General features: G+C 45.8%; 20 protein-coding genes and 5 tRNA genes. 1 reads left to right on the top strand and 24 read right to left on the bottom strand.

Annotated features, from left to right (window positions below; genetic code table 11):
• Positions 1-8 precede the first annotated feature (8 nt).
• The 11 genes from VJL_RS21010 to pncC all read right to left on the bottom strand — a co-directional run bounded on the left by VJL_RS21010 (position 9) and on the right by pncC (position 7,691).
• Positions 9-85, bottom strand: a tRNA-Arg gene (locus tag VJL_RS21010).
• A gap of 56 nt (positions 86-141) precedes the next feature.
• Positions 142-218 (bottom strand) — tRNA-Arg (locus tag VJL_RS21005).
• An 86-nt stretch (positions 219-304) separates the two neighbouring features.
• A tRNA-Ser gene (locus VJL_RS21000) sits at positions 305-396 on the bottom strand.
• Between the two features lie 29 nt (positions 397-425).
• Positions 426-502 (bottom strand) — tRNA-Arg (locus VJL_RS20995).
• A 30-nt stretch (positions 503-532) separates the two neighbouring features.
• A tRNA-Ser gene (locus VJL_RS20990) sits at positions 533-624 on the bottom strand.
• A 243-nt stretch (positions 625-867) separates the two neighbouring features.
• Positions 868-1,065: a carbon storage regulator CsrA gene (csrA, locus tag VJL_RS20985; protein ID WP_004415691.1), complete on the bottom strand. Its 198-nt coding sequence runs from the start codon at positions 1,063-1,065 to the stop codon at positions 868-870.
• 92 nt (positions 1,066-1,157) lie between these two features.
• Positions 1,158-2,345, bottom strand: coding sequence for an aspartate kinase (locus VJL_RS20980; protein ID WP_038870262.1), 1,188 nt, complete (start codon positions 2,343-2,345; stop codon positions 1,158-1,160).
• Between the two features lie 204 nt (positions 2,346-2,549).
• Positions 2,550-5,147, bottom strand: a complete 2,598-nt coding sequence (gene alaS / locus VJL_RS20975; protein ID WP_038881218.1) for an alanine--tRNA ligase — start codon at positions 5,145-5,147, stop codon at positions 2,550-2,552.
• A gap of 142 nt (positions 5,148-5,289) precedes the next feature.
• Positions 5,290-5,757: a recombination regulator RecX gene (gene recX / locus VJL_RS20970; protein ID WP_038870265.1), complete on the bottom strand. Its 468-nt coding sequence runs from the start codon at positions 5,755-5,757 to the stop codon at positions 5,290-5,292.
• A 207-nt stretch (positions 5,758-5,964) separates the two neighbouring features.
• Complete coding sequence (gene recA, locus VJL_RS20965; protein ID WP_038870267.1) at positions 5,965-7,008, bottom strand: recombinase RecA; 1,044 nt, start codon at positions 7,006-7,008, stop codon at positions 5,965-5,967.
• A gap of 200 nt (positions 7,009-7,208) precedes the next feature.
• On the bottom strand, positions 7,209-7,691 hold the full coding sequence (gene pncC, locus VJL_RS20960; protein ID WP_038881216.1) for a nicotinamide-nucleotide amidase: 483 nt from the start codon (positions 7,689-7,691) through the stop codon (positions 7,209-7,211).
• Positions 7,692-7,776: 85 nt separating this feature from the next.
• On the opposite strand from pncC, the gene mutS reads away from it, so the two are divergent.
• The gene (gene mutS, locus VJL_RS20955; protein ID WP_038881214.1) at positions 7,777-10,338 is read left to right on the top strand and encodes a DNA mismatch repair protein MutS; all 2,562 of its coding nucleotides are present in this window, start codon (positions 7,777-7,779) and stop codon (positions 10,336-10,338) included.
• Positions 10,339-10,426: 88 nt separating this feature from the next.
• Here the strand turns inward: mutS and rpoS are convergent, their stop codons facing one another.
• From rpoS to rlmD, 13 genes are all read right to left on the bottom strand, one after another.
• Positions 10,427-11,410: an RNA polymerase sigma factor RpoS gene (gene rpoS / locus VJL_RS20950; protein WP_038870341.1), complete on the bottom strand. Its 984-nt coding sequence runs from the start codon at positions 11,408-11,410 to the stop codon at positions 10,427-10,429.
• A 79-nt stretch (positions 11,411-11,489) separates the two neighbouring features.
• Positions 11,490-12,413: a peptidoglycan DD-metalloendopeptidase family protein gene (locus VJL_RS20945; protein ID WP_038870272.1), complete on the bottom strand. Its 924-nt coding sequence runs from the start codon at positions 12,411-12,413 to the stop codon at positions 11,490-11,492.
• A gap of 14 nt (positions 12,414-12,427) precedes the next feature.
• Positions 12,428-13,054 (bottom strand): protein-L-isoaspartate(D-aspartate) O-methyltransferase, encoded by a 627-nt coding sequence (locus VJL_RS20940; RefSeq protein WP_038870274.1) that lies wholly within the window; start codon positions 13,052-13,054, stop codon positions 12,428-12,430.
• A complete protein-coding gene (gene surE, locus VJL_RS20935) occupies positions 13,054-13,830 on the bottom strand; it encodes a 5'/3'-nucleotidase SurE (RefSeq protein ID WP_038870275.1) in 777 nt (258 codons plus the stop codon). The genes VJL_RS20940 and surE overlap by 1 nt, the downstream gene beginning before the upstream one ends.
• Positions 13,830-14,873, bottom strand: coding sequence for a tRNA pseudouridine(13) synthase TruD (gene truD / locus VJL_RS20930; protein WP_038881211.1), 1,044 nt, complete (start codon positions 14,871-14,873; stop codon positions 13,830-13,832). The genes surE and truD overlap by 1 nt, the downstream gene beginning before the upstream one ends.
• A gap of 46 nt (positions 14,874-14,919) precedes the next feature.
• The gene (gene ispF / locus VJL_RS20925) at positions 14,920-15,396 is read right to left on the bottom strand and encodes a 2-C-methyl-D-erythritol 2,4-cyclodiphosphate synthase (RefSeq protein WP_038870279.1); all 477 of its coding nucleotides are present in this window, start codon (positions 15,394-15,396) and stop codon (positions 14,920-14,922) included.
• A 14-nt stretch (positions 15,397-15,410) separates the two neighbouring features.
• The gene (gene ispD / locus VJL_RS20920; protein ID WP_038881208.1) at positions 15,411-16,118 is read right to left on the bottom strand and encodes a 2-C-methyl-D-erythritol 4-phosphate cytidylyltransferase; all 708 of its coding nucleotides are present in this window, start codon (positions 16,116-16,118) and stop codon (positions 15,411-15,413) included.
• Position 16,119: 1 nt separating this feature from the next.
• Positions 16,120-16,401, bottom strand: a complete 282-nt coding sequence (gene ftsB, locus VJL_RS20915; protein WP_038870281.1) for a cell division protein FtsB — start codon at positions 16,399-16,401, stop codon at positions 16,120-16,122.
• A gap of 316 nt (positions 16,402-16,717) precedes the next feature.
• A complete protein-coding gene (gene eno / locus VJL_RS20910) occupies positions 16,718-18,016 on the bottom strand; it encodes a phosphopyruvate hydratase (RefSeq protein ID WP_038870282.1) in 1,299 nt (432 codons plus the stop codon).
• Between the two features lie 81 nt (positions 18,017-18,097).
• Entirely contained in the window at positions 18,098-19,738 is a 1,641-nt protein-coding gene (pyrG, locus tag VJL_RS20905; protein ID WP_038870283.1) for a CTP synthase, read from the bottom strand.
• Between the two features lie 151 nt (positions 19,739-19,889).
• Positions 19,890-20,687 (bottom strand): nucleoside triphosphate pyrophosphohydrolase, encoded by a 798-nt coding sequence (gene mazG / locus VJL_RS20900; RefSeq protein WP_038881207.1) that lies wholly within the window; start codon positions 20,685-20,687, stop codon positions 19,890-19,892.
• A 215-nt stretch (positions 20,688-20,902) separates the two neighbouring features.
• The gene (gene relA / locus VJL_RS20895) at positions 20,903-23,122 is read right to left on the bottom strand and encodes a GTP diphosphokinase (RefSeq protein WP_038870285.1); all 2,220 of its coding nucleotides are present in this window, start codon (positions 23,120-23,122) and stop codon (positions 20,903-20,905) included.
• Positions 23,123-23,249: 127 nt separating this feature from the next.
• On the bottom strand, positions 23,250-24,569 hold the full coding sequence (gene rlmD / locus VJL_RS20890; RefSeq protein ID WP_038881203.1) for a 23S rRNA (uracil(1939)-C(5))-methyltransferase RlmD: 1,320 nt from the start codon (positions 24,567-24,569) through the stop codon (positions 23,250-23,252).
• Between the last annotated feature and the right edge of the window lie 110 nt (positions 24,570-24,679).

Below are 24,679 nucleotides of genomic sequence, written 5' to 3'. Positions count from 1 at the left end.
CTAAAGAGTGGCGCGTCCTGGAGGATTCGAACCTCCGACCGCCTGGTTCGTAGCCAGGTACTCTATCCAGCTGAGCTAAGGACGCGCAATAATCTTTATTTTACTTTGTATAACCCGTTTATCAAACGAATTATTAAATAGTGGCGCGTCCTGGAGGATTCGAACCTCCGACCGCCTGGTTCGTAGCCAGGTACTCTATCCAGCTGAGCTAAGGACGCGCAATTCTTCTTGCTAGGAAGGTGTGAAGTACATCACATTTCATTTCTTACGAAACAAAAAAAAGGCCAACGGGCCAGTCAATGAATGGCGGTGAAGGAGGGATTCGAACCCTCGATACGGGATAAACCGTATACTCCCTTAGCAGGGGAGCGCCTTCAGCCTCTCGGCCACCTCACCGTTTTCATTGTTATATCTCAAAAGAGATATGGCGCGTCCTGGAGGATTCGAACCTCCGACCGCCTGGTTCGTAGCCAGGTACTCTATCCAGCTGAGCTAAGGACGCACTTTTGTTGATAAATCAACGTTGCAAGAATGGCGGTGAAGGAGGGATTCGAACCCTCGATACGGGATAAACCGTATACTCCCTTAGCAGGGGAGCGCCTTCAGCCTCTCGGCCACCTCACCGTCTTGCGGAGGCACATATTACGTTTTACCGAAAATATGTCAAACACTTTCTTTGAAAAAAAACGCAAAAATCGCTTAACCGATGCGGATTTAATCAAAGTGATTATTAAACAAACTTTATCACTCTATTATGATGAAAAAAAGAGAATCTTCTCTTAAAAAATGACATTTATCTAAAACTAAAAAGGCCAGCCCAATGGCTAGCCTTTTTCATTCAAACTAAGCTCTATAAACAGGAGCAGCTTAGTAGTTACCAGAAGCAACGTTACCATTGCCTTTTTCAGCTTGAATGCGCATGTAGATTTCTTCACGGTGAACTGAAACCTCTTTCGGAGCGTTAACGCCGATACGTACTTGGTTACCTTTAACACCTAGTACAGTTACAGTCACTTCATCACCAATCATCAGTGTTTCGCCTACGCGGCGAGTCAAAATTAGCATTCTTTGCTCCTTGAGTAATCTCTAAATTTTCTTGCTACAAAGCTATTATCCAACAAAAGTTATATTTTCGTAAACTACCTTGTTACGGAAAATTAGCCTAAAAAGGCATGTTTTTGCTGAATGCTTAATGCTTCACTCGATCTAATGTAAGCATCATGGAGAATATTTGCTGCTGTATCCACACACTCTGGTGGTAAGACTAGCATCATAGTGAGTGCATTCGTTGAGCAGAAATTAATTGCAATATCTTGCTGTGCCAACAAATCGCATGCGTGCTCAACCATTCCATTGGCTTCAAGCCCCACTGCGGTCAACAGGCTTACTACTTCACTATTACGGATTTTATCGCTGAACACCAGATCCAACTTGGCACATGCATCTTGTTTTATCATGATACCTGTTCGTTCTGTTTCCTCGATCACATTCCAAATGTCGATGCCTAACATCTGACATTGCTTTGCGACACTAGACAGGTGGTCACTGTCGACTTCAATTATGGCAAGGTCACGTTGAATCGCTATACCGGAAACGGCTTGCTTACCCGCCTCCCCTTTCACCAAACTGCCTTCATTAATATCGAAGGTCGAAAGCACACGTAGTGGCACATTATTCTTCCATGCGTATTGCACAGAAGGTAGATGCAGTACCTTCGCTCCTCGGCTCGCCATCGCTTCCATAGAAGGAAAATCGATAACGTCCAATTTCTGAGCGTTTTTCACTACACGAGGGTCACAAGTATATATACCATCAACGTCGGTAAAGATTTGGCACTCATCAGCACTTAACGCGCCTGCAAGTGTCACTGCGCTCGTATCAGAGCCACCTCGACCTAATGTGGTGATATCCCCATTTTCATTCACACCTTGGAAACCTGCCACGATAACGATTTGATCTTGCTTAAGTAAGTCAAAGATCGTAGAAGTATCAATGTGCTTAATCGTCGCGTCATTGTGTTGATTGTCCGTCACAATGTTCGCTTGTGCTCCGGTAAGTGAGCGAGCAGCATAACCCAATTTATTAAGGGTCATTGCCAGTAGTGCCATCGACACTTGCTCACCAGCAGAGAGCAAAACATCAAGTTCTCGAGCTGTTGGAACGCTATCTATTTGGTTAGCTAGATCCATCAATCGATTTGTTTCGCCTGACATTGCAGACACAACAACGACAACTTGATTACCATCATCTTTCGCCTTAATGATGTGTTCAGCGACTTGGTGGATTCTCTCAATTGAACCCACAGAAGTTCCGCCAAACTTTTGCACGATAAGGGGCTTTTTCACCAGTCTTCACCTTCCCAAGACCAAAGTCTCATTAGGACCACTTCATATTCTATTGATTGCAAAATTATATAAGCGGTAGTTACAACAAAAACCAAGTGACGTAAATAACCTGGTTAAAATACGGTCAATTAAACCACTTGGTTACTATAAAAAAAATTACGCTCAATCAAATAACTTTGATTGAGCGTAAAGGATGTTAAAAGCTTATAAGCGCTCTTCTAGCCATGGCTGTACTGATTGAATCGCTTCTGGTAGTGCAGATACATCTGTACCACCAGCTTGCGCCATATCAGGACGACCACCGCCTTTACCGCCAACTTGCTCAGCAACCATCTTAACTAGGTCACCTGCTTTCACTTTACCGATAAGGTCTTTGGTTACGCCTGCAATCAGACCGATCTTGTCATCGTTCACGTTAGCAAGAAGGATTACACCGCTACCTACTTGGTTCTTGATGTCATCAACCATAGTACGTAGGTTCTTGTTATCTGCGCCTTCTAGAGCAGCAATCAGTACTTTAGTACCGTTGATATCCTGAACTTTACCCATGATGTTTGCGCTTTCTGCCGCAGCCATCTTGTCTTTCAGTTTCTGGATTTCTTTCTCTAGAGATTTTGCTTTCTGCGCTGATTCAGCCAGTTTCTCTTCGTACTTAGCCGCTTGAGCTTCGATTGCGTCTAGCGCACCTTCACCCGTTACCGCTTCGATACGACGGATACCTGCTGCGATACCACCTTCAGATGTAATCTTGAATAGACCGATGTCACCTGTGTTTGAAGCGTGGATACCACCACAAAGTTCAGTAGAGAAGTCACCCATAGACAGTACGCGTACTTCGTCGTCGTACTTCTCGCCGAACAACGCCATTGCGCCTTTCTTCTTGGCAGACTCGATATCCATCACGTTAGTTTCAATCGTGTGGTTGCGACGAATTTGAGCATTTACTAGACGCTCAACTTCTTTTAGCTCAGCTGCCGTTACCGCTTCTAAGTGTGAGAAGTCGAAACGTAGGCTATCCGCTTTTACTAGAGAGCCTTTCTGCGTTACGTGCTCACCAAGTAATTGGCGAAGTGCAGCATGCAGCAAGTGCGTTGCTGAGTGGTTTAGAGAGATTGCAGCGCGACGCTCTGCGTCAACGATAGTGGCAACTTCATCACCTTTTGCTAGAACGCCTTCAGCCATTACACCGTGGTGTGCGATTGCGTTACCTAGTTTTTGAGTGTCTTCAACACGGAATACACCAGCTTCAGTACGGATCTCACCAGCGTCACCACACTGACCGCCTGACTCTGCGTAGAATGGTGTTTCACCAAGCACGATGATTGCTTTGTCGCCAGCAGATAGAGATTCTACTTCGTTGCCTTCAACGAACATCGCCGCTACAGAGCTAGAGCCTTTAGTACCTGTGTAACCACAGAATTCTGTTTGCGTATCAACTTTAATTGCTGCGTTGTAGTCAGTACCGAAGTTACCAGCTTCACGCGCACGTTGACGCTGCTCTTCCATCGCTTTCTCGAAACCTTCTTCGTCGATTGCAAACTCACGTTCACGTGCAACGTCATTAGTTAAGTCAGCTGGGAAGCCGTAAGTATCGTAAAGTTTAAATACGGTTTCGCCGTCTAGTACTTTACCGTCCGTTCCTTGCGAAGAAATGTTATCTAGTGCTTCGTTTAGAATCGCCATACCGCGCTCAAGTGTACGACCGAAGTTTTCTTCTTCGATACGCAGTACTTTTTCAACCACAGCTTGTTGACGCTTCAGCTCTTCACCAGCCGTACCCATGATTTCCGCTAGTACACCAACCAGTTTGTGGAAGAATGCACCTTGTGCGCCCAGCTTGTTACCGTGACGAACTGCACGACGGATGATACGACGTAGAACGTAACCACGACCTTCGTTTGAAGGCATAACGCCATCAACGATCAGGAATGAACATGAACGGATGTGGTCAGCGATAACGCGTAGCGATTGGTTTGATAGATCTTCGTAGCCAATCACTTCAGCAGCAGCTTTGATAAGAGCTTGGAATACATCGATTTCGTAGTTTGAGTGAACGCCTTGCATAATTGCAGAGATACGCTCGATACCCATACCAGTATCTACCGATGGCTTTGGTAGCGGTTCCATAGTGCCGTCTGCGTGACGGTTGAACTGCATGAATACGTTGTTCCAGATCTCGATGAAACGGTCACCATCTTCTTCTGGTGTGCCAGGACGGCCACCCCAGATGTGCTCACCGTGATCGTAGAAGATTTCAGTACATGGACCACAAGGACCTGTGTCACCCATTTGCCAGAAGTTATCTGACTCGTATGGTTTACCACCTTTCTTGTCGCCAATGCGAATAATGCGGTCTGCTGGAACGCCTACTTTTTGGTTCCAGATATCGAATGCTTCGTCGTCTGTTTCGTAAACGGTTACGAGTAGACGGTCTGCTGGCAGCTTAAGGGTTACTGTTAGGAATTCCCAAGCGAACGCGATAGCGTCTTCTTTGAAGTAATCGCCAAAGCTGAAGTTACCTAGCATTTCAAAGAATGTGTGGTGACGAGCAGTGAAGCCAACGTTTTCCAGGTCGTTGTGTTTACCACCAGCACGTACACAACGTTGAGCCGTAGTCGCTCGAGTGTAGGCTCGTTTTTCTAAGCCTAAGAAACAATCTTTAAATTGGTTCATACCCGCGTTTGTGAACAGCAGGGTTGGGTCGTTATGTGGAACTAACGATGAACTTTCTACGATTTGGTGTCCTTTGCTCTCAAAGAACTTGAGGAACGCGTTACGAACCTCATCAGTGCTCATGTACATGCAGCTCTTCCTGAAAATAGTCGAGTTAGAATTTTGCCGTATTGTAGATCATGCAATCAGCTACGACTAGTTTTCTTGCGGAAAAGAGGCATTAGAGGAAAAAATTTGAAGCAAAACAAAAAACAGTGTGAGCTACTGACCGCTAATCTTCGTCATCAAAGCTCAACGCATAGCTGATTTGGTCAAAACTATAGCCACGATATTGCATAAATCGCACCTGTTTAGCGTATTCTTTCTGGTCTTTGGCTTTCATTCCTTTGAATTTCTTCTCAGCCGCCGTTCTTGCCAGTTCAAACCAGTCTTGTGGTTCCTCTTCCATCGCTGTTTCAATGATGGATTCAGCCACGCGTTTTTGATTCAACTCCTGTCGAATTCTCCTTTCACCATGCCCTTTATAGACGTGTTGGCGAATCTGACTTTTGGCATAACGTAAGTCATCTAAGTAATTGTGGTCGAGGCAAAAGTTGATGGCCACTTCGATATCGGCCTCTTCATAACCTTTTAGAGCCAGCTTTTGATAGAGCTCGTATTGTCCATGATCACGACGGCTTAGTAGCTGAATCGCCGCTTCTTTGCTCGACAACGTCGGAGCTTGACGCTTTTGGTACATGATGATCCTAAAACTATTTTTGCTGTACAGACTCTAAAACAATCGTAGTAAATAACTGCTCACTCTAGCTTGTTGCTGTGCCAGCTCTGCTCACCTACTTACTGGGATTGATATTAATCTGCCCTTTATTTTTAACGGTTTTGATTTCAGCAGATACAACAAAGCCCCGCATCGCAGGGCTTTGTTAGATATTAATTGAAGAAAAGATTAAAACTCTTCTTCTTGCTCTGATTTTTCACCGGCTTCTGGCGCTTCAGGTAAAGCAGGAGAAAGTAGCATTTCACGTAGCTTAGCATCGATAGTCTTTGCCACTTCGGTGTGCTCACGTAGGTAGTTACAAGCGTTCGCTTTACCTTGACCGATCTTATCGCCTTGGTAGCTGTACCATGCCCCCGCTTTTTCTACTAGCTTGTGCTTAACGCCTAGGTCGACTAATTCACCTTCACGATTGAAGCCTTGGCCATACATGATTTGCGTATTCGCTTCTTTAAACGGTGCAGCAATCTTGTTTTTAACCACTTTAATGCGCGTTTCGTTACCCACAACTTCATCGCCTTCTTTGATTGCGCCAGTACGGCGGATATCTAGACGAACAGAAGCGTAGAATTTAAGAGCGTTACCACCAGTAGTGGTTTCAGGGTTACCGAACATCACACCAATCTTCATACGAATTTGGTTGATGAAGATACACATACAGTTAGACTGCTTTAGGTTACCTGTAAGCTTACGCATTGCTTGAGAAAGCATACGAGCTTGAAGACCCATGTGGCTGTCGCCCATTTCGCCTTCAATTTCAGCCTTTGGAGTAAGTGCCGCAACAGAGTCGACAACCATGACGTCGATAGCACCAGAACGTGCAAGTGCGTCACAAATCTCAAGAGCTTGCTCACCCGTATCAGGCTGAGAAACAAGTAGAGCATCGATATCAACACCTAGTTTCTTCGCGTATACAGGATCTAGCGCGTGCTCCGCATCGATAAATGCACAAGTTTTACCTTCACGTTGCGCTGCTGCAATAAGCTCTAGAGTTAGCGTTGTTTTACCTGAAGATTCTGGACCGTAAACTTCTACGATACGACCCATTGGCAGACCACCAGCACCCAAAGCGATATCAAGAGAAAGAGAACCCGTTGAGATGGTTTCTACGTCCATTGCGCGGTTATCACCAAGGCGCATGATAGAGCCTTTACCGAATTGCTTTTCAATTTGACCTAGCGCAGCGGCGAGCGCTTTCTGTTTGTTCTCGTCCATTACTTTCTCCGATTTATTCATCTTCTTTGGGCGATGAATCATAATTCATTTTTCTTGAGCAGAAGAACTGCTCATCAATGAAAGTTATTATACTGTTGATTCATACAGTGTCTATACCTGTATGAAAAAAATTTGGCAGACCTAAACCTACTATTTGCTCCAGCCCTTATCAAAACTGGGCTACGACAATTAAAGAAATTCTAGATCAAATACTGATGCAGTTGAGTCAGTGCATGCTCAATCGCTTTTTTGCGAACTTGCGCACGATCACCCGTAAAATGCATGGTTTCCACTTGCTGCCAATTCTGATTATCTGCAAAGGCAAAACAAACCGTCCCAACAGGCTTTTCTTCGCTTCCACCGCTAGGGCCTGCTATGCCACTTATCGAGACTCCAATAGTTGCATTTGAATGATTTAGGGCGCCCAGCACCATTTCGATCACGACTGGCTCACTCACAGCACCGTGCGCTTCTAATGTTGAAGCTTGTACACCAAGCATTTCCATTTTAGCTTCATTGCTGTAGGTCACAAATGCGCGGTCTAGCCAAGCAGAGCTACCTGCAATATCAGTAATTGCTGTTGCAACCCCACCTCCAGTGCAAGATTCTGCCGTCGTTAAAACATGCCCATGCTTAGCCAATAATGCCCCTAAATCAGCACTCAATTTTGTTGCTCTTTCCATAGCCAAAAATGCCCTTTGTCTCTTTTTACTTGATAGGGATTCACGTATCCTAAGCCGCTACGGAAATAAACAAAAGTACTTACCTGTGAAAGCTGAACAAAAACACACTCCGATGATGCAGCAATACCTCAAGCTAAAGGCTGAGAATCCTGAAATCTTGCTGTTTTACCGCATGGGCGACTTCTACGAACTCTTCTACGACGATGCAAAACGCGCATCTCAATTGCTTGATATTTCGTTGACTAAACGCGGTGCGTCGGCAGGTGAACCTATCCCAATGGCTGGCGTTCCATTCCACGCCGTTGAAGGTTATTTAGCCAAACTTGTTCAGCTTGGTGAGTCTGTGGCGATTTGTGAACAGATTGGCGATCCAGCGACAAGCAAAGGTCCGGTTGAGCGTAAAGTAGTGCGTATCGTCACCCCTGGTACGGTGACCGACGAAGCACTGCTGTCTGAGCGTCTCGACAACCTGATTGCAGCGGTTTACCAACACAATGGTAAATTCGGTTACGCGACATTGGATGTGACTTCTGGACGCTTCCAATTGGTTGAGCCTGAAACCGAAGAAGCGATGGCAGCAGAACTTCAACGTACGGCCCCACGAGAGCTACTTTTCCCTGAAGATTTTGAGGCCGTTCACCTCATGTCTAACCGTAATGGTAACCGCCGCCGCCCTGTTTGGGAGTTTGAGCTCGATACTGCGAAGCAACAGCTTAACCAACAATTTGGCACTCGTGACTTAGTGGGCTTTGGTGTTGAACACGCATCACTTGGTTTGTGTGCCGCTGGCTGTTTGATTCAATATGTAAAGGACACTCAACGTACTGCCCTGCCACACATTCGTTCACTCACCTACGACAGACAAGATCACTCTGTGATTCTTGACGCAGCGACTCGTCGCAACCTTGAGCTAACACAAAACCTATCAGGTGGCACTGATAACACGCTTGCGGAAGTCTTAGATCATTGTGCGACCGCAATGGGCAGTCGTATGCTCAAGCGCTGGTTACACCAACCAATGCGCTGTATTGATACCTTGAACAATCGCTTAGATGCGATCAGCGAAATCAAAGATCAAAGCTTGTTCACCGACATTCAACCAATTTTCAAACAAATTGGTGATATTGAGCGTATTTTGGCTCGCTTAGCACTTCGTTCTGCTCGCCCTCGCGATATGGCTCGACTGCGTTACGCAATGCAACAACTCCCAGAATTGGAAAGTGTAACGTCTTCTCTGGCGCATCCTTACCTAATTAAATTGGCTCAATTTGCCGCGCCAATTGATGATGTCTGTGATCTGCTAGAACGTGCAATCAAAGAAAATCCACCAGTGGTTATTCGCGAGGGTGGTGTGATTGCAGAGGGCTACAACGCTGAGCTTGATGAATGGCGTAAACTCGCAGATGGCGCAACCGAGTATCTAGAAAAGCTCGAAGTAGACGAACGTGAGCGCCACGGTATTGATACACTAAAAGTAGGCTACAACGCCGTACACGGTTTCTTTATTCAGGTTAGTCGTGGCCAAAGCCACTTGGTTCCACCACATTATGTGCGTCGACAAACACTGAAAAATGCAGAACGCTACATCATTCCAGAGTTGAAAGAGCATGAAGACAAGGTTCTAAACTCTAAGTCAAAAGCGTTAGCAGTAGAGAAGAAACTGTGGGAAGAGCTGTTTGATTTATTGATGCCAAACCTTGAGAAAATGCAAAACCTTGCGTCAGCGATTTCTCAGTTGGACGTTTTACAAAACCTTGCCGAACGTGCAGACACGTTAGATTACTGTCGCCCGACTCTAGATAAAGAAGCCGGTATCAGTATTCAAGCAGGCCGCCACCCTGTTGTGGAACAAGTAACCAGTGAACCATTTATTGCTAACCCAATAGAGTTAAGCTCAGACCGTAAGATGCTGATCATCACTGGTCCAAACATGGGTGGTAAATCGACCTACATGCGCCAAACTGCGTTGATTGCTTTGATGGCTCACATTGGTTCATACGTACCAGCCGAATCAGCTCATATCGGCTCTTTGGATCGTATATTTACTCGTATTGGCGCATCCGATGACCTTGCTTCCGGGCGCTCTACCTTCATGGTAGAAATGACCGAAACAGCAAATATTCTTCATAACGCGACTCAAAACAGCTTGGTGTTAATGGATGAGATCGGCCGCGGTACCAGTACTTATGATGGTCTTTCTTTAGCATGGGCAAGTGCAGAATGGCTAGCCACACAAATAGGCGCAATGACCCTGTTTGCAACGCACTATTTTGAGTTGACTGAACTGCCAAACCAACTGCCAAATCTTGCCAACGTCCACCTAGATGCAGTAGAGCACGGTGACAGCATTGCCTTTATGCACGCAGTCCAAGAAGGTGCAGCAAGCAAGTCTTACGGCCTTGCTGTTGCTGGGTTGGCAGGAGTTCCAAAACCCGTGATCAAGAATGCGCGCAACAAACTGTCTCAGCTTGAGCAATTAGGTCAAGGTAATGACTCTTCACGACCAAGTGCTGTCGATGTAGCAAACCAACTAAGCTTGATCCCAGAGCCAAGCGATGTAGAGCAAGCACTGTCGAATATTGATCCTGACGATCTAACGCCACGTCAGGCATTGGAAGAGCTTTACCGCTTGAGGAAGATGCTCTAATCTGACGCATCTTCAATAAAACGCAAAAAGGCTATGGTTTCCCATAGCCTTTTGTTTATTCTAAATTCACCTTTAAAGCAGGGCTGTCCTAGTCGACTTCCACGTTGAACAGGTTTTCCATGTTCAAACCTTGCTTAATCAAGATTTCGCGCAATCGACGTAAACCTTCAACTTGAATCTGACGTACACGTTCACGTGTTAGACCAATCTCACGTCCCACTTCCTCAAGCGTTGATGGCTCGTAGCCAAGTAAACCAAAACGACGAGCAAGTACTTCTTTCTGTTTTGGATTTAGCTCTTCTAGCCAGTCAATCAACGAGGATTTGATGTCATCGTCTTGAGTGGATACTTCGGGATCCGAATTGTTTGCATCAGGAATTATATCCAGTAGCGCTTTCTCGCCATCACCACCGATAGGTGTATCGACAGAGCTGATACGCTCGTTAAGGCGAAGCATTTTACTTACGTCTTCAACTGGAATATCTAGCTGAGCTGCAATTTCTTCTGCCGTTGGTTCATGGTCGAGCTTCTGAGAAAGTTCACGTGCGGTACGCAGATAAATGTTTAGCTCTTTAACCACATGAATTGGCAAACGAATGGTGCGAGTTTGGTTCATCAATGCACGCTCAATCGTTTGGCGAATCCACCACGTTGCGTAGGTTGAAAAACGGAAACCTCGTTCAGGATCAAACTTCTCAACCGCACGGATCAAGCCCAGATTGCCTTCTTCGATAAGATCAAGAAGTGCTAAACCGCGATTGCTGTAACGACGAGAGATCTTCACGACAAGACGTAAATTACTTTCGATCATTCGCTTACGGGCAGCTTCATCGCCACGTAATGCTCTACGAGCGTAAAGTACTTCTTCTTCTGCTGTGAGTAGTGGTGAAAAGCCAATTTCGCCTAAGTACAGTTGTGTCGCATCTAGACTTTTATTGCTCGCATCAAACTCTTCGCGAGCTGTTGCTTTGGTTTTTTTAGATGTTTTTTCAAGTTCAGGACTTCCGCTTCCTGTCGTTGCGTTGTCATATTCGAACTCTTCAACTTTGGTGACTGTGTTGCTGATACTCATAACGCCTCCCCCTGGCGAGTTAGCAAACATAACAACTCAATATGTCGCTAAATGATGTCGCAAGTTGTTATTCAAAGTTTTAAGGTAAATATCGTTTTGGATTTACGGATTTACCTTGATAGCGAATTTCAAAGTGGAGCTTAACTGACTTAGAACCAGAACTACCCATGGTAGCGATTTTTTGTCCGCTCTTGACACTTTGTCCTTCTGATACCAGCAATCTGTCATTGTGTGCGTATGCGCTTAAATAATTGTCGTTATGCTTCACTATAATTAGGTTGCCATAACCTCGTAGCGCATTACCTGAGTACACAACAGTGCCGGCCGCGGTTGACACGATAGGCTGACCACGCTGTCCTGCGATGTCTATGCCTTTATTTCCTTGTTCTCCCGCTGAGAAGTTCTTGATTACTCTCCCTTTTGTTGGCCACAACCACTTTGATACTTTATCGTTTTTCGCCGCAGTTACTGGTGGTTTCGGTTTAACATTCTGATTACCTTTTGACCCAACATACTCCTTTGGTTTGGATTGTTCAACCTTCTTTGGCGGCTGTTTTTGTGCAACTTTAGGCGTAGTGGTCGCAGGCTTTTGAGTAGAGCTTTTACTTGAATTTGACGGCTTTGACGCTGTTGATGTTTTAGTCACTGGCGCTGGTTTTGTCGCAACCACTGGAGGAACAACGGGTTCCACTTTATGACCATATTTTGGAGCAACATATTTCGGTGCCCAAAGTTTTAATCGTTGACCAGGGAAAATCGTATAGGGTGCGTTAAGTTCATTGTAACGAACAAGGTCATTTACATTCTTATCTGTGACATAAGCTATGAAATAAAGTGTATCTCCTTTCTTTACTTCATAATAACTGCCTCTATAACTGCCTCGTTCAACACTAGAATAGTCTTTATTTAAGCTAGAAACAGGCGCAGGCGAATGAGCCGCGCAACCGACAAGTCCCGCAGCTATCAAGCAGCTAATACCAAAACGACGTAAGAACCTATTCACCTGATCTTTAACCCTTAAGCTAAATCGCCTGCAACTAATGGCACAAATCTTACCATTTCTACCACGGTAGAAAGGAATTGTTCACCCTTGCGTTCAATTTTCAACAATTGTTGCTCATCCTCACCAACAGGTATGATCATCTTACCGCCCTCTTTCAGCTGAGATAAAAGTGCTTGGGGAACACTTTCCGCAGCCGCAGTGACAATAATCGCATCGAACGGACCTTTCGCTTCCCATCCGAGCCAGCCGTCACCATGTTTGGTAGAGACATTATAAATATCCAGTTGTTTCAAGCGACGCTTAGCGTCCCATTGCAAAGATTTGATGCGTTCAACGGAATAAACATGATCAACGATTTGAGCAAGTACAGCCGTTTGATAACCTGACCCTGTTCCTATCTCAAGCACATTGCTGCTTTGTTTGAGATCGAGCAATTCTGTCATTTTCGCAACAATGTAAGGCTGAGAAATAGTTTGCCCCTGACCAATCGGTAACGCATTGTTATCGTACGCTTGGTGCATCATTGCCTGTGAGACAAAACTCTCACGCGGCAAACAGTACACGGCATCCAATACGCGTTGATCACTGATGCCACTGGAGATAAGAAACGCTATCAACCTGTCAGCATGTGGGTTACTCATTACTTCTCTTCCTTTAACCAACTGTCCATCGCACGCAAAGACTCATGAGCAGTGAGGTCAACTTGCAGTGGGGTGATTGAAACTCGACCATGCTCAATCGCATAAAAATCGGTGCCCTCTCCAGCATCTTGCTCTTTACCCGGAGGACCTAACCAATATATATCATGCCCACGTGGGTCCTGTTGCTTGATCATATTCTCGGCATGATGACGGGCGCCTAAACGTGTCACTTCAATCTCACCTAATTGTTCTAGTGGTAAATCAGGAACATTGACGTTCAGTAAGCGGTTAGTCGGGATCGGCCTAACCAAATGCTGCTCAACTAGCTGACGGGCAATTTTTGCCGCAGCTGCAAAGTTCTGTTTACCCACCAACGAAAAAGCAACAGATTGAACACCAAGAAAGTGTCCTTCCATCGCAGCGGCAACCGTACCTGAATATAAGACATCATCGCCAAGGTTCGCGCCATGATTGATCCCAGTGAGAACTAAGTCTGGTAAATCGCCTTTCATCAATTCATTCAATGCAAAGTGAACACAATCTGTCGGGGTGCCTTGCACAGAGAAGGTGTTGGGTGCGATTTCATTTACTCTCAGAGGCTGCTCTAACGTCAGTGAGTTCGAAGCACCAGACCGGTTTCGATCTGGTGCCACAATCGTCACCTCAGCAATACTTTTTAGCTCATCAGCAAGCGCATGAATTCCTTGAGCATGAACGCCGTCGTCATTACTGAGCAGTACTCTTAATGGCTTCGCGTTTGGTGAATCCATTTCCATTAATATTCTCTTTCTACTTTTTCCTCGATAATCAACTCGCGTACGATAGAGGTCGCAAACGAACCGGCATCTAGCGAGAAGGTCAACGTAATATTGTTGCCATCCACCGTCCAAGCTAAGTCTTGAGGTTTAAGTGCAATATCACGACGGTCGTGACGCATACGATTCCCACGAATTAATGCCATTAAATCGGGTTCTTCATCCAAGAAAGGCTGCTCCAAGGCTAATGCATCTGTTTGAGTTGGAAGTGCATTGTCTCCAGCTAGCGCTGCAGTAATAACCGCTTCGCCCTGAGCAAATTGTGCCTGTAGATCAGCAATGTTGCTTGCATCAATCAACTGAGTACCAGAAGTTGTCTTCGCCACATCACCGTCGATGAACTTGTCAAACACGCCTTGCTCTAATCGAGCTGAAACGATGCGGTTGAAGATCCACGAACGAGCCGCCGACAAATACATGCTGCGCTTGTTTTGGTTACGAGTACGTACGTTCTCGCGCCCCCATCGACGTGCTTCTTCAAGGTTGTTGCCATCGTTACCAAAACGCTGACTACCAAAGTAGTTCGGCACGCCAACTTGTTTCACTTTTTCAAGGCGTTGCTCAACATCCGCTACATCTGTCACTTCAGACAAAGTAACCACGAACTCGTTCCCTACTAGGTCACCAGGACGTAGTTTTTTATTGTGACGCTCTGTTGCCAGAATTTCGATACTTGGGTATTGCGCCAAAAATGCTGAAAAATCTGGTGTTTCACCTTTAGGTAAATGAACACTTAGCCATTGTTCAGTCACTGCGTGACGGTCTTTAAGACCCGCCCAGCTAACGTCTTTCGACTTAACGCCACAGGCTTTTGCTAGCTCATTAGCAACAAAGCTGGTGTTCTCGCCCGTTTTACGGATACGAACCATTAAATGCTCGCCTTCACCCGTAAAGGCAAAACCTAAGTCTTCGCGAACCTGAAAGTGTTCTGGTTGCGCTTTGATTTTTGCTGATGCTACAGGCTTACCCGTAAGGTAAGCCAATGAAGATAAAATGTCTGACATGATGTTTTTCCACTGCTAACGCAGCATTGAGGAGCAAATTGCTAGGTTATTGCTTAAAGAGAAGTACAACTGCTTCCGTTGCAATGCCTTCTTTGCGTCCAGTAAAACCGAGACGCTCTGTCGTCGTCGCCTTTACGTTTATATTACTGATATCGGTTTCCAAGTCTTCAGCAATCGTGGCACACATTGCGTCGATATGTGGCGCCATTTTAGGCGCTTGTGCCATGATGGTGATGTCAGCGTTTCCTAATCGATAGCCTTGTTCTTTCACCCTGCGATAAACATCTTTAAGCAGTTCGCGGCTATCAGCCCCTTTCCACTTATCATCGGTATCTGGGAAGTGACGGCCAATATCTCCGGCAGCAATAGCACCAAGCAGTGCATCGCTCAACGCATGAAGTGCCACATCACCATCTGAGTGGGCAATCAACCCTTGTTCGTAAGGAACAGCGACACCACCGATAATCACAGGGCCTTCACCACCAAATTTGTGTACATCGAAACCATGACCAATTCGAATCATTTTCTATCCTTTGTTTACTCGCCGTGCTCACGGCTTAGGTAAAACTCGGCTAACGCGAGGTCTTCTGGCTGAGTAATTTTTATGTTATTCGCATTACCTTGAACCAAAGCCGGCGTTTCACCTAACCATTCCAAAGCCGAAGCTTCATCAGTAATGGTTGCACCTTGTTCTAATGCGTCAGTCAGTGCTCGTGTTAATTGTTGAGTTTTAAACATTTGTGGGGTAAGTGCGTGCCACAATGCTTCTCTATCTACCGTATGATCGATATCTTGTGCCACGTTTGCTCGCTTCATTGTGTCTCTCACTGGAGAGGCAAGGATGCCACCTGTTGGGTGTGCGCTACAAACGTCGATCAAATGGTCAATATCGGATATGAGAACACATGGTCTTGCTGCGTCGTGAACTAAAACCCACTCGCTCTCAAGATGTGTTCTTACATAGTTTAGCCCTGAAAGCACAGAATCCGCCCTTTCTTTGCCACCAGACACGCAAATCACGTCTGGGTGCTGAGCAATGTTCAATTCAGGGTAATAAGGGTCGCCATCGGTAATTGCGATCACGACTTTAGAGATCCTCGGATGAGAAAGCAGCTTCTCTACTGTGTGCTCTAATACCGCTTTTCCGTCAATTAAGAGATATTGCTTAGGGCGATCAGCCTTCATACGGCTACCAACACCGGCCGCAGGTACAATCGCAACATGAGATGAAAACAACTTTGGCATGTTATTGCTCGTCCTCGTCAATAATACGATAGAAAGTCTCGCCATCTTTGACCAAACCTAACTCATGACGCGCACGTTCTTCAATCGCATCAAGACCTTGTCTCAGGTCATCAATTTCTGCGAACATCTCATTATTACGAGCTTGCAGCTTGCTGTTCACTTGTTGCTGCACTTCAATTTCATCTTCTACTGTGTAGTAGTCAGTCACCCCGTTTTTGCCAAACCATAGGGTATATTGGAGCCAGCCAAACAGTAACGTAAGGGCTAAAACAAAGATTCGCATATCGCTGCTAACATTCTGTACCGGAAGGGATTAGATAAGGTGACATATATAGCATAAATGCGTGGTTGGCTCTAGGGCAGAAAAAGAGACTCACACGCTCCTTACAGGAAAAAAGCAGCAAAATGAAACAAAGAGATTTCCGACTCCCTCCTTCGTCGTTCTAGGGAATGACAAATGAACGTGAACGACAGACATCAAAAAGCAAAGTTAGCTCCCGCCTATCTAAGCGATGCGTTTACATATCTCAGTTACAAAAACGCCCCGCAAATGCGAGGCGTTTTTTAAAAGCGTTAAGCTAATAATTTAGAAACCTAAATTATTGACCTTTAACTTCTTTAAGACCGTTGAAAGGAGCGCGCTCACCTAGAGCTTCCTCGATACGGATAAGTTGGTTGTACTTAGCAACACGGTCAGAACGGCTCATAGAACCAGTTTTGATTTGACCTGCAGCTGTACCTACCGCTAGATCAGCGATAGTTGCATCTTCAGTTTCGCCAGAACGGTGAGAGATTACTGCTGTGTAACCTGCGTCTTTAGCCATCTTGATTGCAGCTAGAGTCTCAGTTAGAGAACCGATTTGGTTGAACTTGATAAGGATAGAGTTAGCTACGCCTTTCTCGATACCTTCAGCAAGGATCTTAGTGTTAGTAACGAATAGATCGTCACCTACTAGTTGAAGCTTGTCACCTAGTAGTTCAGTTTGGTGCTTGAAGCCAGCCCAATCAGACTCGTCTAGACCGTCTTCGATAGAAACGATTGGGAATTGGTTAGCTAGCTCAGCTAGGTAGTGGTTGAACTCTTCAGAAGTGAAAGTTTTACCTTCGCCTTTCATGTTGTAGATGCCAGCTTCTTTGTCGAAGAACTCAGATGCAGCACAGTCCATAGCTAGAGTAACGTCTTTACCTAGTTCGTAACCAGCAGCTGCAACAGCTTCTGCGATAACTTCTAGAGCTTCAGCGTTAGACTTAAGGTTAGGAGCGAAACCACCTTCGTCACCAACTGCAGTGCTGTAGCCTTTAGACTTAAGAACTTTAGCTAGGTTGTGGAATACTTCAGCACCGATACGTAGACCTTCTTTAAGAGTCTTAGCACCAACTGGTTGGATCATGAACTCTTGGATGTCAACGTTGTTATCTGCGTGCTCACCACCGTTGATGATGTTCATCATTGGTAGAGGCATAGAGAACTGACCAGCTGTACCGTTTAGCTCAGCGATGTGCTCGTATAGAGGCATGCCTTTAGCAGCAGCTGCTGCTTTAGCGTTTGCTAGAGAAACAGCTAGGATAGCGTTCGCACCGAATTTAGATTTGTTTTCAGTACCGTCTAGGTCGATCATTACTGCATCGATTGCAGCTTGATCTTTCGCGTCTTTACCAACTAGAGCTTCAGCGATTGGGCCGTTTACAGCTTCGATAGCTTTAAGAACACCTTTACCTAGGAAACGTGCTTTGTCGCCGTCACGTAGCTCAAGAGCTTCGCGAGAACCAGTAGATGCGCCAGATGGAGCAGCAGCCATACCTACGAAACCGCCTTCTAGGTGTACTTCAGCTTCTACAGTTGGGTTACCACGTGAATCGATGATTTCACGACCTAGAACTTTAACGATCTTAGACATTGAATGTTTCCTTCTCGTTGAATATATAATGTCAAAATTAAAGGCAGCAACACAGCTTACGTTACTGCCTGTATTCCTTACTTACTTCTCGAAATCGCCACGCTGGTATTCGCCAGCTGCTTTCACGAAACCTGCGAACAATGGGTGACCATCACGCGGTGTTGATGTGAACTCTGGGTGGAATTGAGCCGCTACGAACCATGGGTGAGCTGGGTTCTCAATTACTTCTACCAGTTTCTTGTCTGCTGACAAGCCAGATACTTTAAGGCCTGCTTTTTCGATTTGCGGACGAAGATTGTTGTTCACTTCATAACGGTGACGGTGACGCTCATGAATTGTCGCGTTGCCGTATAGTTCACGAGCTTTCGTACCTTTTTCTAGGTGACATAGCTGTGAACCAAGACGCATAGTACCACCAAGATCAGACTTCTCGGTACGTTCTTCAACTTTACCTTCGCCATCAACCCACTCTGTGATTAAACCTACCACAGGGTACTTCGTCTCTTTGTTAAATTCTGTTGAATGTGCACCTTCCATACCCGCTACGTTACGCGCGTATTCGATCAGTGCCACTTGCATGCCTAGACAGATACCTAGGTAAGGAACGTTGTTTTCACGAGCGTATTGAGCTGCGCGAATCTTACCTTCGATACCACGGTCACCGAAACCGCCAGGAACAAGGATTGCGTCTAGACCTTCTAGGATCTCAACACCTTTGTTCTCTACATCTTGAGAATCAACGTACTGAATCTTAACGCTCAGACGGTTCTTAAGACCAGCATGTTTCAACGCTTCGTTTACTGATTTGTATGCATCTGGTAGTTCAATGTACTTACCAACCATACCAATCGTCACTTCTGCCGTTGGGTTAGCTTCTTCGTAAATTACTTGTTCCCACTCAGACAGGTTAGCTTCTGGCGCATTGATGCCAAAGCGAGCACAAACAAGATCGTCTAGGCCTTGAGCTTTGATTAGCTGAGGGATCTTGTAGATAGAATCTACATCTTTCATTGAGATAACTGCTTTTTCTTGTACGTTACAGAAAAGAGCAATTTTCTTACGTTCGTTAGCAGGGATCATACGATCGCTACGACAAACTAGAATATCTGGTTGGATGCCGATAGATAGCAGCTCTTTAACAGAGTGCTGAGTTGGCTTAGTTTTCACTTCGCCCGCAGCTGCTAGGTAAGGAACTAGAGTTAGGTGCATGAACATTGCGCGTTCACGGCCTAGTTCTACAGCAAGCTGACGAATAGCTTCCATAAATGGTAGTGATTCGATATCACCTACCGTACCACCGACTTCAACGATAGCAACATCATGGCCTTCAGAACCTGCGATTACGCGGTCTTTGATAGCGTTAGTGATGTGAGGGATAACCTGAATGGTTGCACCTAGGTAATCGCCGCGACGTTCTTTACGTAGTACGTCTGCATAAACACGACCTGCAGTGAAGTTGTTACGCTTCGTCATCTTGGTGCGGATGAAACGCTCGTAGTGACCAAGGTCAAGGTCAGTCTCTGCGCCATCTTCCGTAACGAACACTTCACCGTGTTGAGTTGGGCTCATTGTGCCTGGATCAACGTTGATGTAAGGGTCAAGCTTCATCATAGTCACTTTAAGACCACGAGCTTCTAGAATAGCGGCAAGAGATGCTGCTGCAATACCTTTACCTAGAGAGGATACAACCCCGCCAGTAACAAAAATGTAATTTGTCGTCATGTTTAACCTGAAATTGGTTGAATGAGGGAAATGGAGTGCTTCTGGACGGGACGTAAATATACCAGAAGCTCCTTAACGCCACAACGTGAAATCTATCACACCGGAATTTTTTATTTTTTGCTTCAAATCAAAGTCGAGTATTCATGCAATTTCAGCTTTGCTCTTCTCGTTTCACTTCATCCCACATCGAATCGAGTTCATCTAGAGTAAAGTCTGTGAATTGCTTACCGTGCGCTGCAACTTTAGTTTCCACGCCTTTAAAGCGTCTTGAGAACTTTAGATTTGCTTTGGCCAAAGCGACTTCAGGGTCTTTGCCTAAGTGACGAGATAGGTTGACGGTCGCAAATAATAAGTCCCCCAACTCAAGCTCTACCTTGGTTTCATCGGGGTTGACCTGAAGCGCCTCTTCCATCACTTCTTCAATTTCCTCTTGTACCTTCCCGACTACAGGACCCAGAGAGTCCCAATCAAAACCATATTTAGCGCATTTCTTTTGAATTTTTGTAGCACGAGAAAGCGCAGGTAGAGAGTTCGGTATTGAGTCTAGAATACTTTCTTCAGCTTTGCCTACTTGTGCTTTTTCTTTGGCTTTTTCTGCTTCCCAATTAGCGTTAATTTCTTCATCAGATTCAAACTCAACATCAGAAAAAACATGAGGATGACGACGAGTCAGTTTTTCATTCACAGTTTCGACGACGTCAGAAAAATCAAACAGCCCCTGTTCTTTCGCCATTTGGCTGTAGAAAATCACTTGGAACAATAAGTCACCCAACTCTTCTTGTAAGTTCGGCCAATCACGGTTTTGAATCGCATCCACCACTTCATAAGTTTCTTCAATGGTGTGCGGAACAATGGTGTCGAAGGTCTGCTTTAAGTCCCATGGGCAACCGCCGTCTGGGTCACGCAACTTCGCCATTATTTGTTCTAACTGTTCAATTGGATGACTCATTTTCTCTGTTCCTTTAAACCTTTCTATCTAAAGAAAAAGGTGAGCAGCCAAAACCACTCACCTTCTAGATTATTTTATTTTCTCAGCGGCTTTCACTAAGTAATTGTTACTTTGACAAGGCAACAAGTTTTCGCGACTCCTGAGCATAGCTCGCCTATGTAATGGAGCAAGAAAACGCAGTTAACGCAGTAAAAGTGACAAGTACGACGTGAAAGTTAGCCTAAGCGTTTCACCGACATAACATCCTTGATCTGCTCAACACGTTTCGAAACTCGTGAGAACACTTCAAGGTTGGTCACTTCAAGGTCAAAGTCCATGATCGACATTTGCGTGCGGTAATCGACGCGGCTCTTCATACTGGTGACTTTGATTTTCTCGTTCGCAAATAGCGTTGTGATGTCTTTAAGTAGACCGCCACGCTCCATTGCTTCAACACGAACCGTCAAGATGTAAGAACCGACAAAGCCGCTGCCCCAGACGGTATCGATGATACGTTCTGGTGCGTGATGGCGAAGCTCCTCTAGTTGCTCACAGTCACTGCGGTGGACCGAAATACCGCGACCTTGGGTGATGTAACCGGCAATCTCATCACCTGGGATCGGCTGACAACAACGCGCTAGGTGTGTCATTAGGTTATCGACACCTTCAACTACGACTGCATCTTTCTTCGGACGACTTTGTGCTGGCGCGCGATTTTCTGCTTCTTGCAGTTTTTCTAGCGCTTGTTGGTCTTCCTCTTCGGCGGTTGGTTTGTTTACCAAGGCGTTGATGTGGTTGATGATTTGGTTGATACGCAAGTCACCACTACCAATACCAACATACAATTCATCGGCACTATTAACGTTAAAGCGTTTCAGCGCGTAGTTATCAGCATCTTTCAGTGTCGCGCCGATTTTCGCCAGTTCGTGCTCTAGAATTTCACGACCCGCTTCTAGGTTCTTCTCACGACTTTGCTTGCGGAACCATGCGTTGATCTTCGCACGCGCTCGGCTTGACGTCACAAAGCCAAGCGATGGGTTTAACCAGTCTCGTGAAGGGTTTGGTTCTTTCTGGGTGATGATTTCCACCTGATCGCCCATTTGCAGTTTATGGGTGAACGGTACGATACGACCTGCCACTTTAGCACCGATACAACGATGCCCTACTTCTGAGTGAATGTGGTAAGCGAAGTCTAATGGGGTTGCGCCCATCGGTAGGTCGACGACATCACCACGTGGGGTAAAGGCATACACGCGGTCGTCAAATACCTGACTACGCAGCTCGTCCAACATCTCGCCAGAGTCGGACATTTCTTCTTGCCAGTCGAGTAGCTTACGTAGCCACGTGATCTTCTCATCGTAACCGCTGCGGCTGCTTGCGCCTTCTTTGTATTTCCAGTGCGCTGCAACACCTAGTTCCGAGTCTTCGTGCATCTCTTTAGTACGAATCTGGATCTCGATGGTCTTGCCTTCAGGGCCAAGAATCACGGTATGGATAGACTGGTAACCGTTTGGTTTCGGGTTCGCTACATAGTCGTCGAACTCGCTTGGCAGGTGTTTGTATTTGGTGTGGACCACACCCAGAGCGGCATAACAATCTTGCAGTTTGTCGGCGATGATACGTACTGCTCGTACGTCAAACAATTCATCAAACGCCAGACTCTTCTTCTGCATTTTACGCCAAATACTGTAGATGTGCTTTGGACGACCACTGACTTCTGCGTTGATGCCGCATACGGTCATTTCTTGGGTAAGGTCGTCGACAAAGTCTTTGATGTATTGTTCACGGACAATACGACGCTCAGCCAATTGCTTCGCGATTTGCTTGTAGGTTTCTGGTTGTTGGTAGCGGAAAGCGTAATCTTCGATTTCCCATTTCAGCTGACCAATACCAAGGCGGTTTGCCAGAGGCGCATAAATGTTTGCACACTCTTTTGCCGCAGCGCGACGAACTTCGTCCGGCGCTTTTTTTACTTCAATCAGGTTGCAGATACGTTCCGCCAGCTTAATGACGACGCAGCGGAAATCATCCACCATGGCCAACAACATACGACGAACGTTATCCACTTGAGACGAGGCAGCACCACCATCCATTGTTACATTCAGTTGACCAATTGCCGCCATTTCGTCGACGCCATCGATCAGCTTAATGATTTCTTTGCTGTATTTTTCCTCAAGGAGTTCTCTATCAAAAGCACCGCTTGAGACCAAAGGAAACAGTTGCGCCGCGACAAGTGTCGCTTTGTCCATCGACAAGGTGATCAAAATTTCGATCATCTCTCGTCCACGCCACAACAAAAGCTCCGCCTGCTCGTGGTTCGCCAAAATCGACTGGCAATCACGATACACTTCAATTAAGCGTTTCGCTGTGTTCTTCTCTTGCCCTAGGCTAGCCACCCAGGTTTCGAGTTCAAACTGTTCATCTTGGTTTAAATGCGCGCTTCTTACCGCAACCATCTCATCATCCTAATTATTATATTTGTGTGGTTTGACTAACACCATCCAGGTTAGTTCTTATGCCAAGCCTTAAACGTTGGCTTATTGACCACCCACCACGTGTAAGTGATCAACAAAGTCCCAATTATCAGGACTTTTCAAACAGCGCCATCGATTCTAGATGGCTGGTATGAGGGAACATGTCCAGCATACCTAATTTGGTCAATTGGTAGCCTTGCTCCAGCAAGCTCTGACTATCCCTTGCAAGGGTAGCAGGATTACACGAAACATAAACTACACGCTGTGCGCCAAGCGCAGAAACTTGATCGATGATCCCACTCGCGCCTGCACGTGCCGGATCAAGCAGCACTTTGTCGAATTGTTCAGCCGCCCAAACTTGCCCTTCAAAATCCTGCTCAAGGTTAGCGTGATAAAATTGTGCGTTATTGATTTGGTTCAAGGATGCATTATTTGCTGCCTTTTCTACCATTTCTGCCACACCTTCAACGCCAACCACATGTTTTGCACGTTTTGCAATTGGCAAACTGAAGTTACCTAGACCACAGAACAAATCTAACACTCGCTCGTCACTTTGTGGGTCTAACCACGCCACTGCCTGAGCGACCATTTTCTGGTTCACCGCTTGGTTCACTTGAATAAAGTTGTTTGGCGTGAATGGTACGGTGACACCGGCTTCTTGATAGAAAGGCACTTCACCTTCAATCAAATCAAGTTGATCCGTTTCTGGCATCAGGTAGAGCGATGCATGATGACGCTTCGCCAATTCCACCAAAGTGTTAGTTTCTTTTTCAGTCAGTTTGCTTAGGTGGCGCAATGTAATACAAGGACCATTGTCGCCTAAGACCAACTCTACGTGACCCAATTGCTCTGGCTTCTTAAACGCTTTTAGCGTCGAGTAGATTTCTGGCAGTAACACATTCAACTCAGGCGCAAGCACGGGACAGTCCGTCACTTGTGCGATTTGCTTACTTTGCTTCTTACGGAAACCAAAATGCAGCTGGCGAGTTTTTTTATCCACAAATAAGCTCACGCGAGCACGGCGACGGTAGCCATGAGAGTCACCCAACACAGGCGCATCCAACTCGATATCACTGCCGGCAAATTTTCTCATCAACTGACGAAGCGTTTGCTGCTTGTGCGTCAATTGTTGGTCATAGTTCAAATGCTGCAGGTCACAGCCACCGCATTCATGGTAATGCGGACAAAATGGCTCCACGCGAGCGTCACTCGGTTTAAGGATTTTAATCAACTTACCGCGAGCGAATTTGCTCTTTTCTTCCACCAATTGGGTTACCACTTCCTCACCCGGTAGCGCACCATCAATAAACAATGGTTTTTTCTTAAGGTAAGCAATGCCTGCGCCGTGGTGATCCAAACGCTCCACTTGTGCCGCTTGGTGGCGGGTATTCAGTTGCGTTTTCTTTTTAGGTTGAAAGATACGTGCCATGCTCTGTGCCTGATTTGTGTCTAATTGCTCTACTGCTTCACTATTCTTGATTGCAGCCGTTGTGTGATTCGAGTGACTTGATTATGCTTACCGTTTATCCGGTGACGTCA

It is taken from the genome of Vibrio jasicida CAIM 1864 = LMG 25398 (assembly GCF_000400365.1).
Classification (GTDB): domain Bacteria; phylum Pseudomonadota; class Gammaproteobacteria; order Enterobacterales; family Vibrionaceae; genus Vibrio; species Vibrio jasicida.
This window is presented reverse-complemented; position numbering and strand designations above follow the sequence as displayed.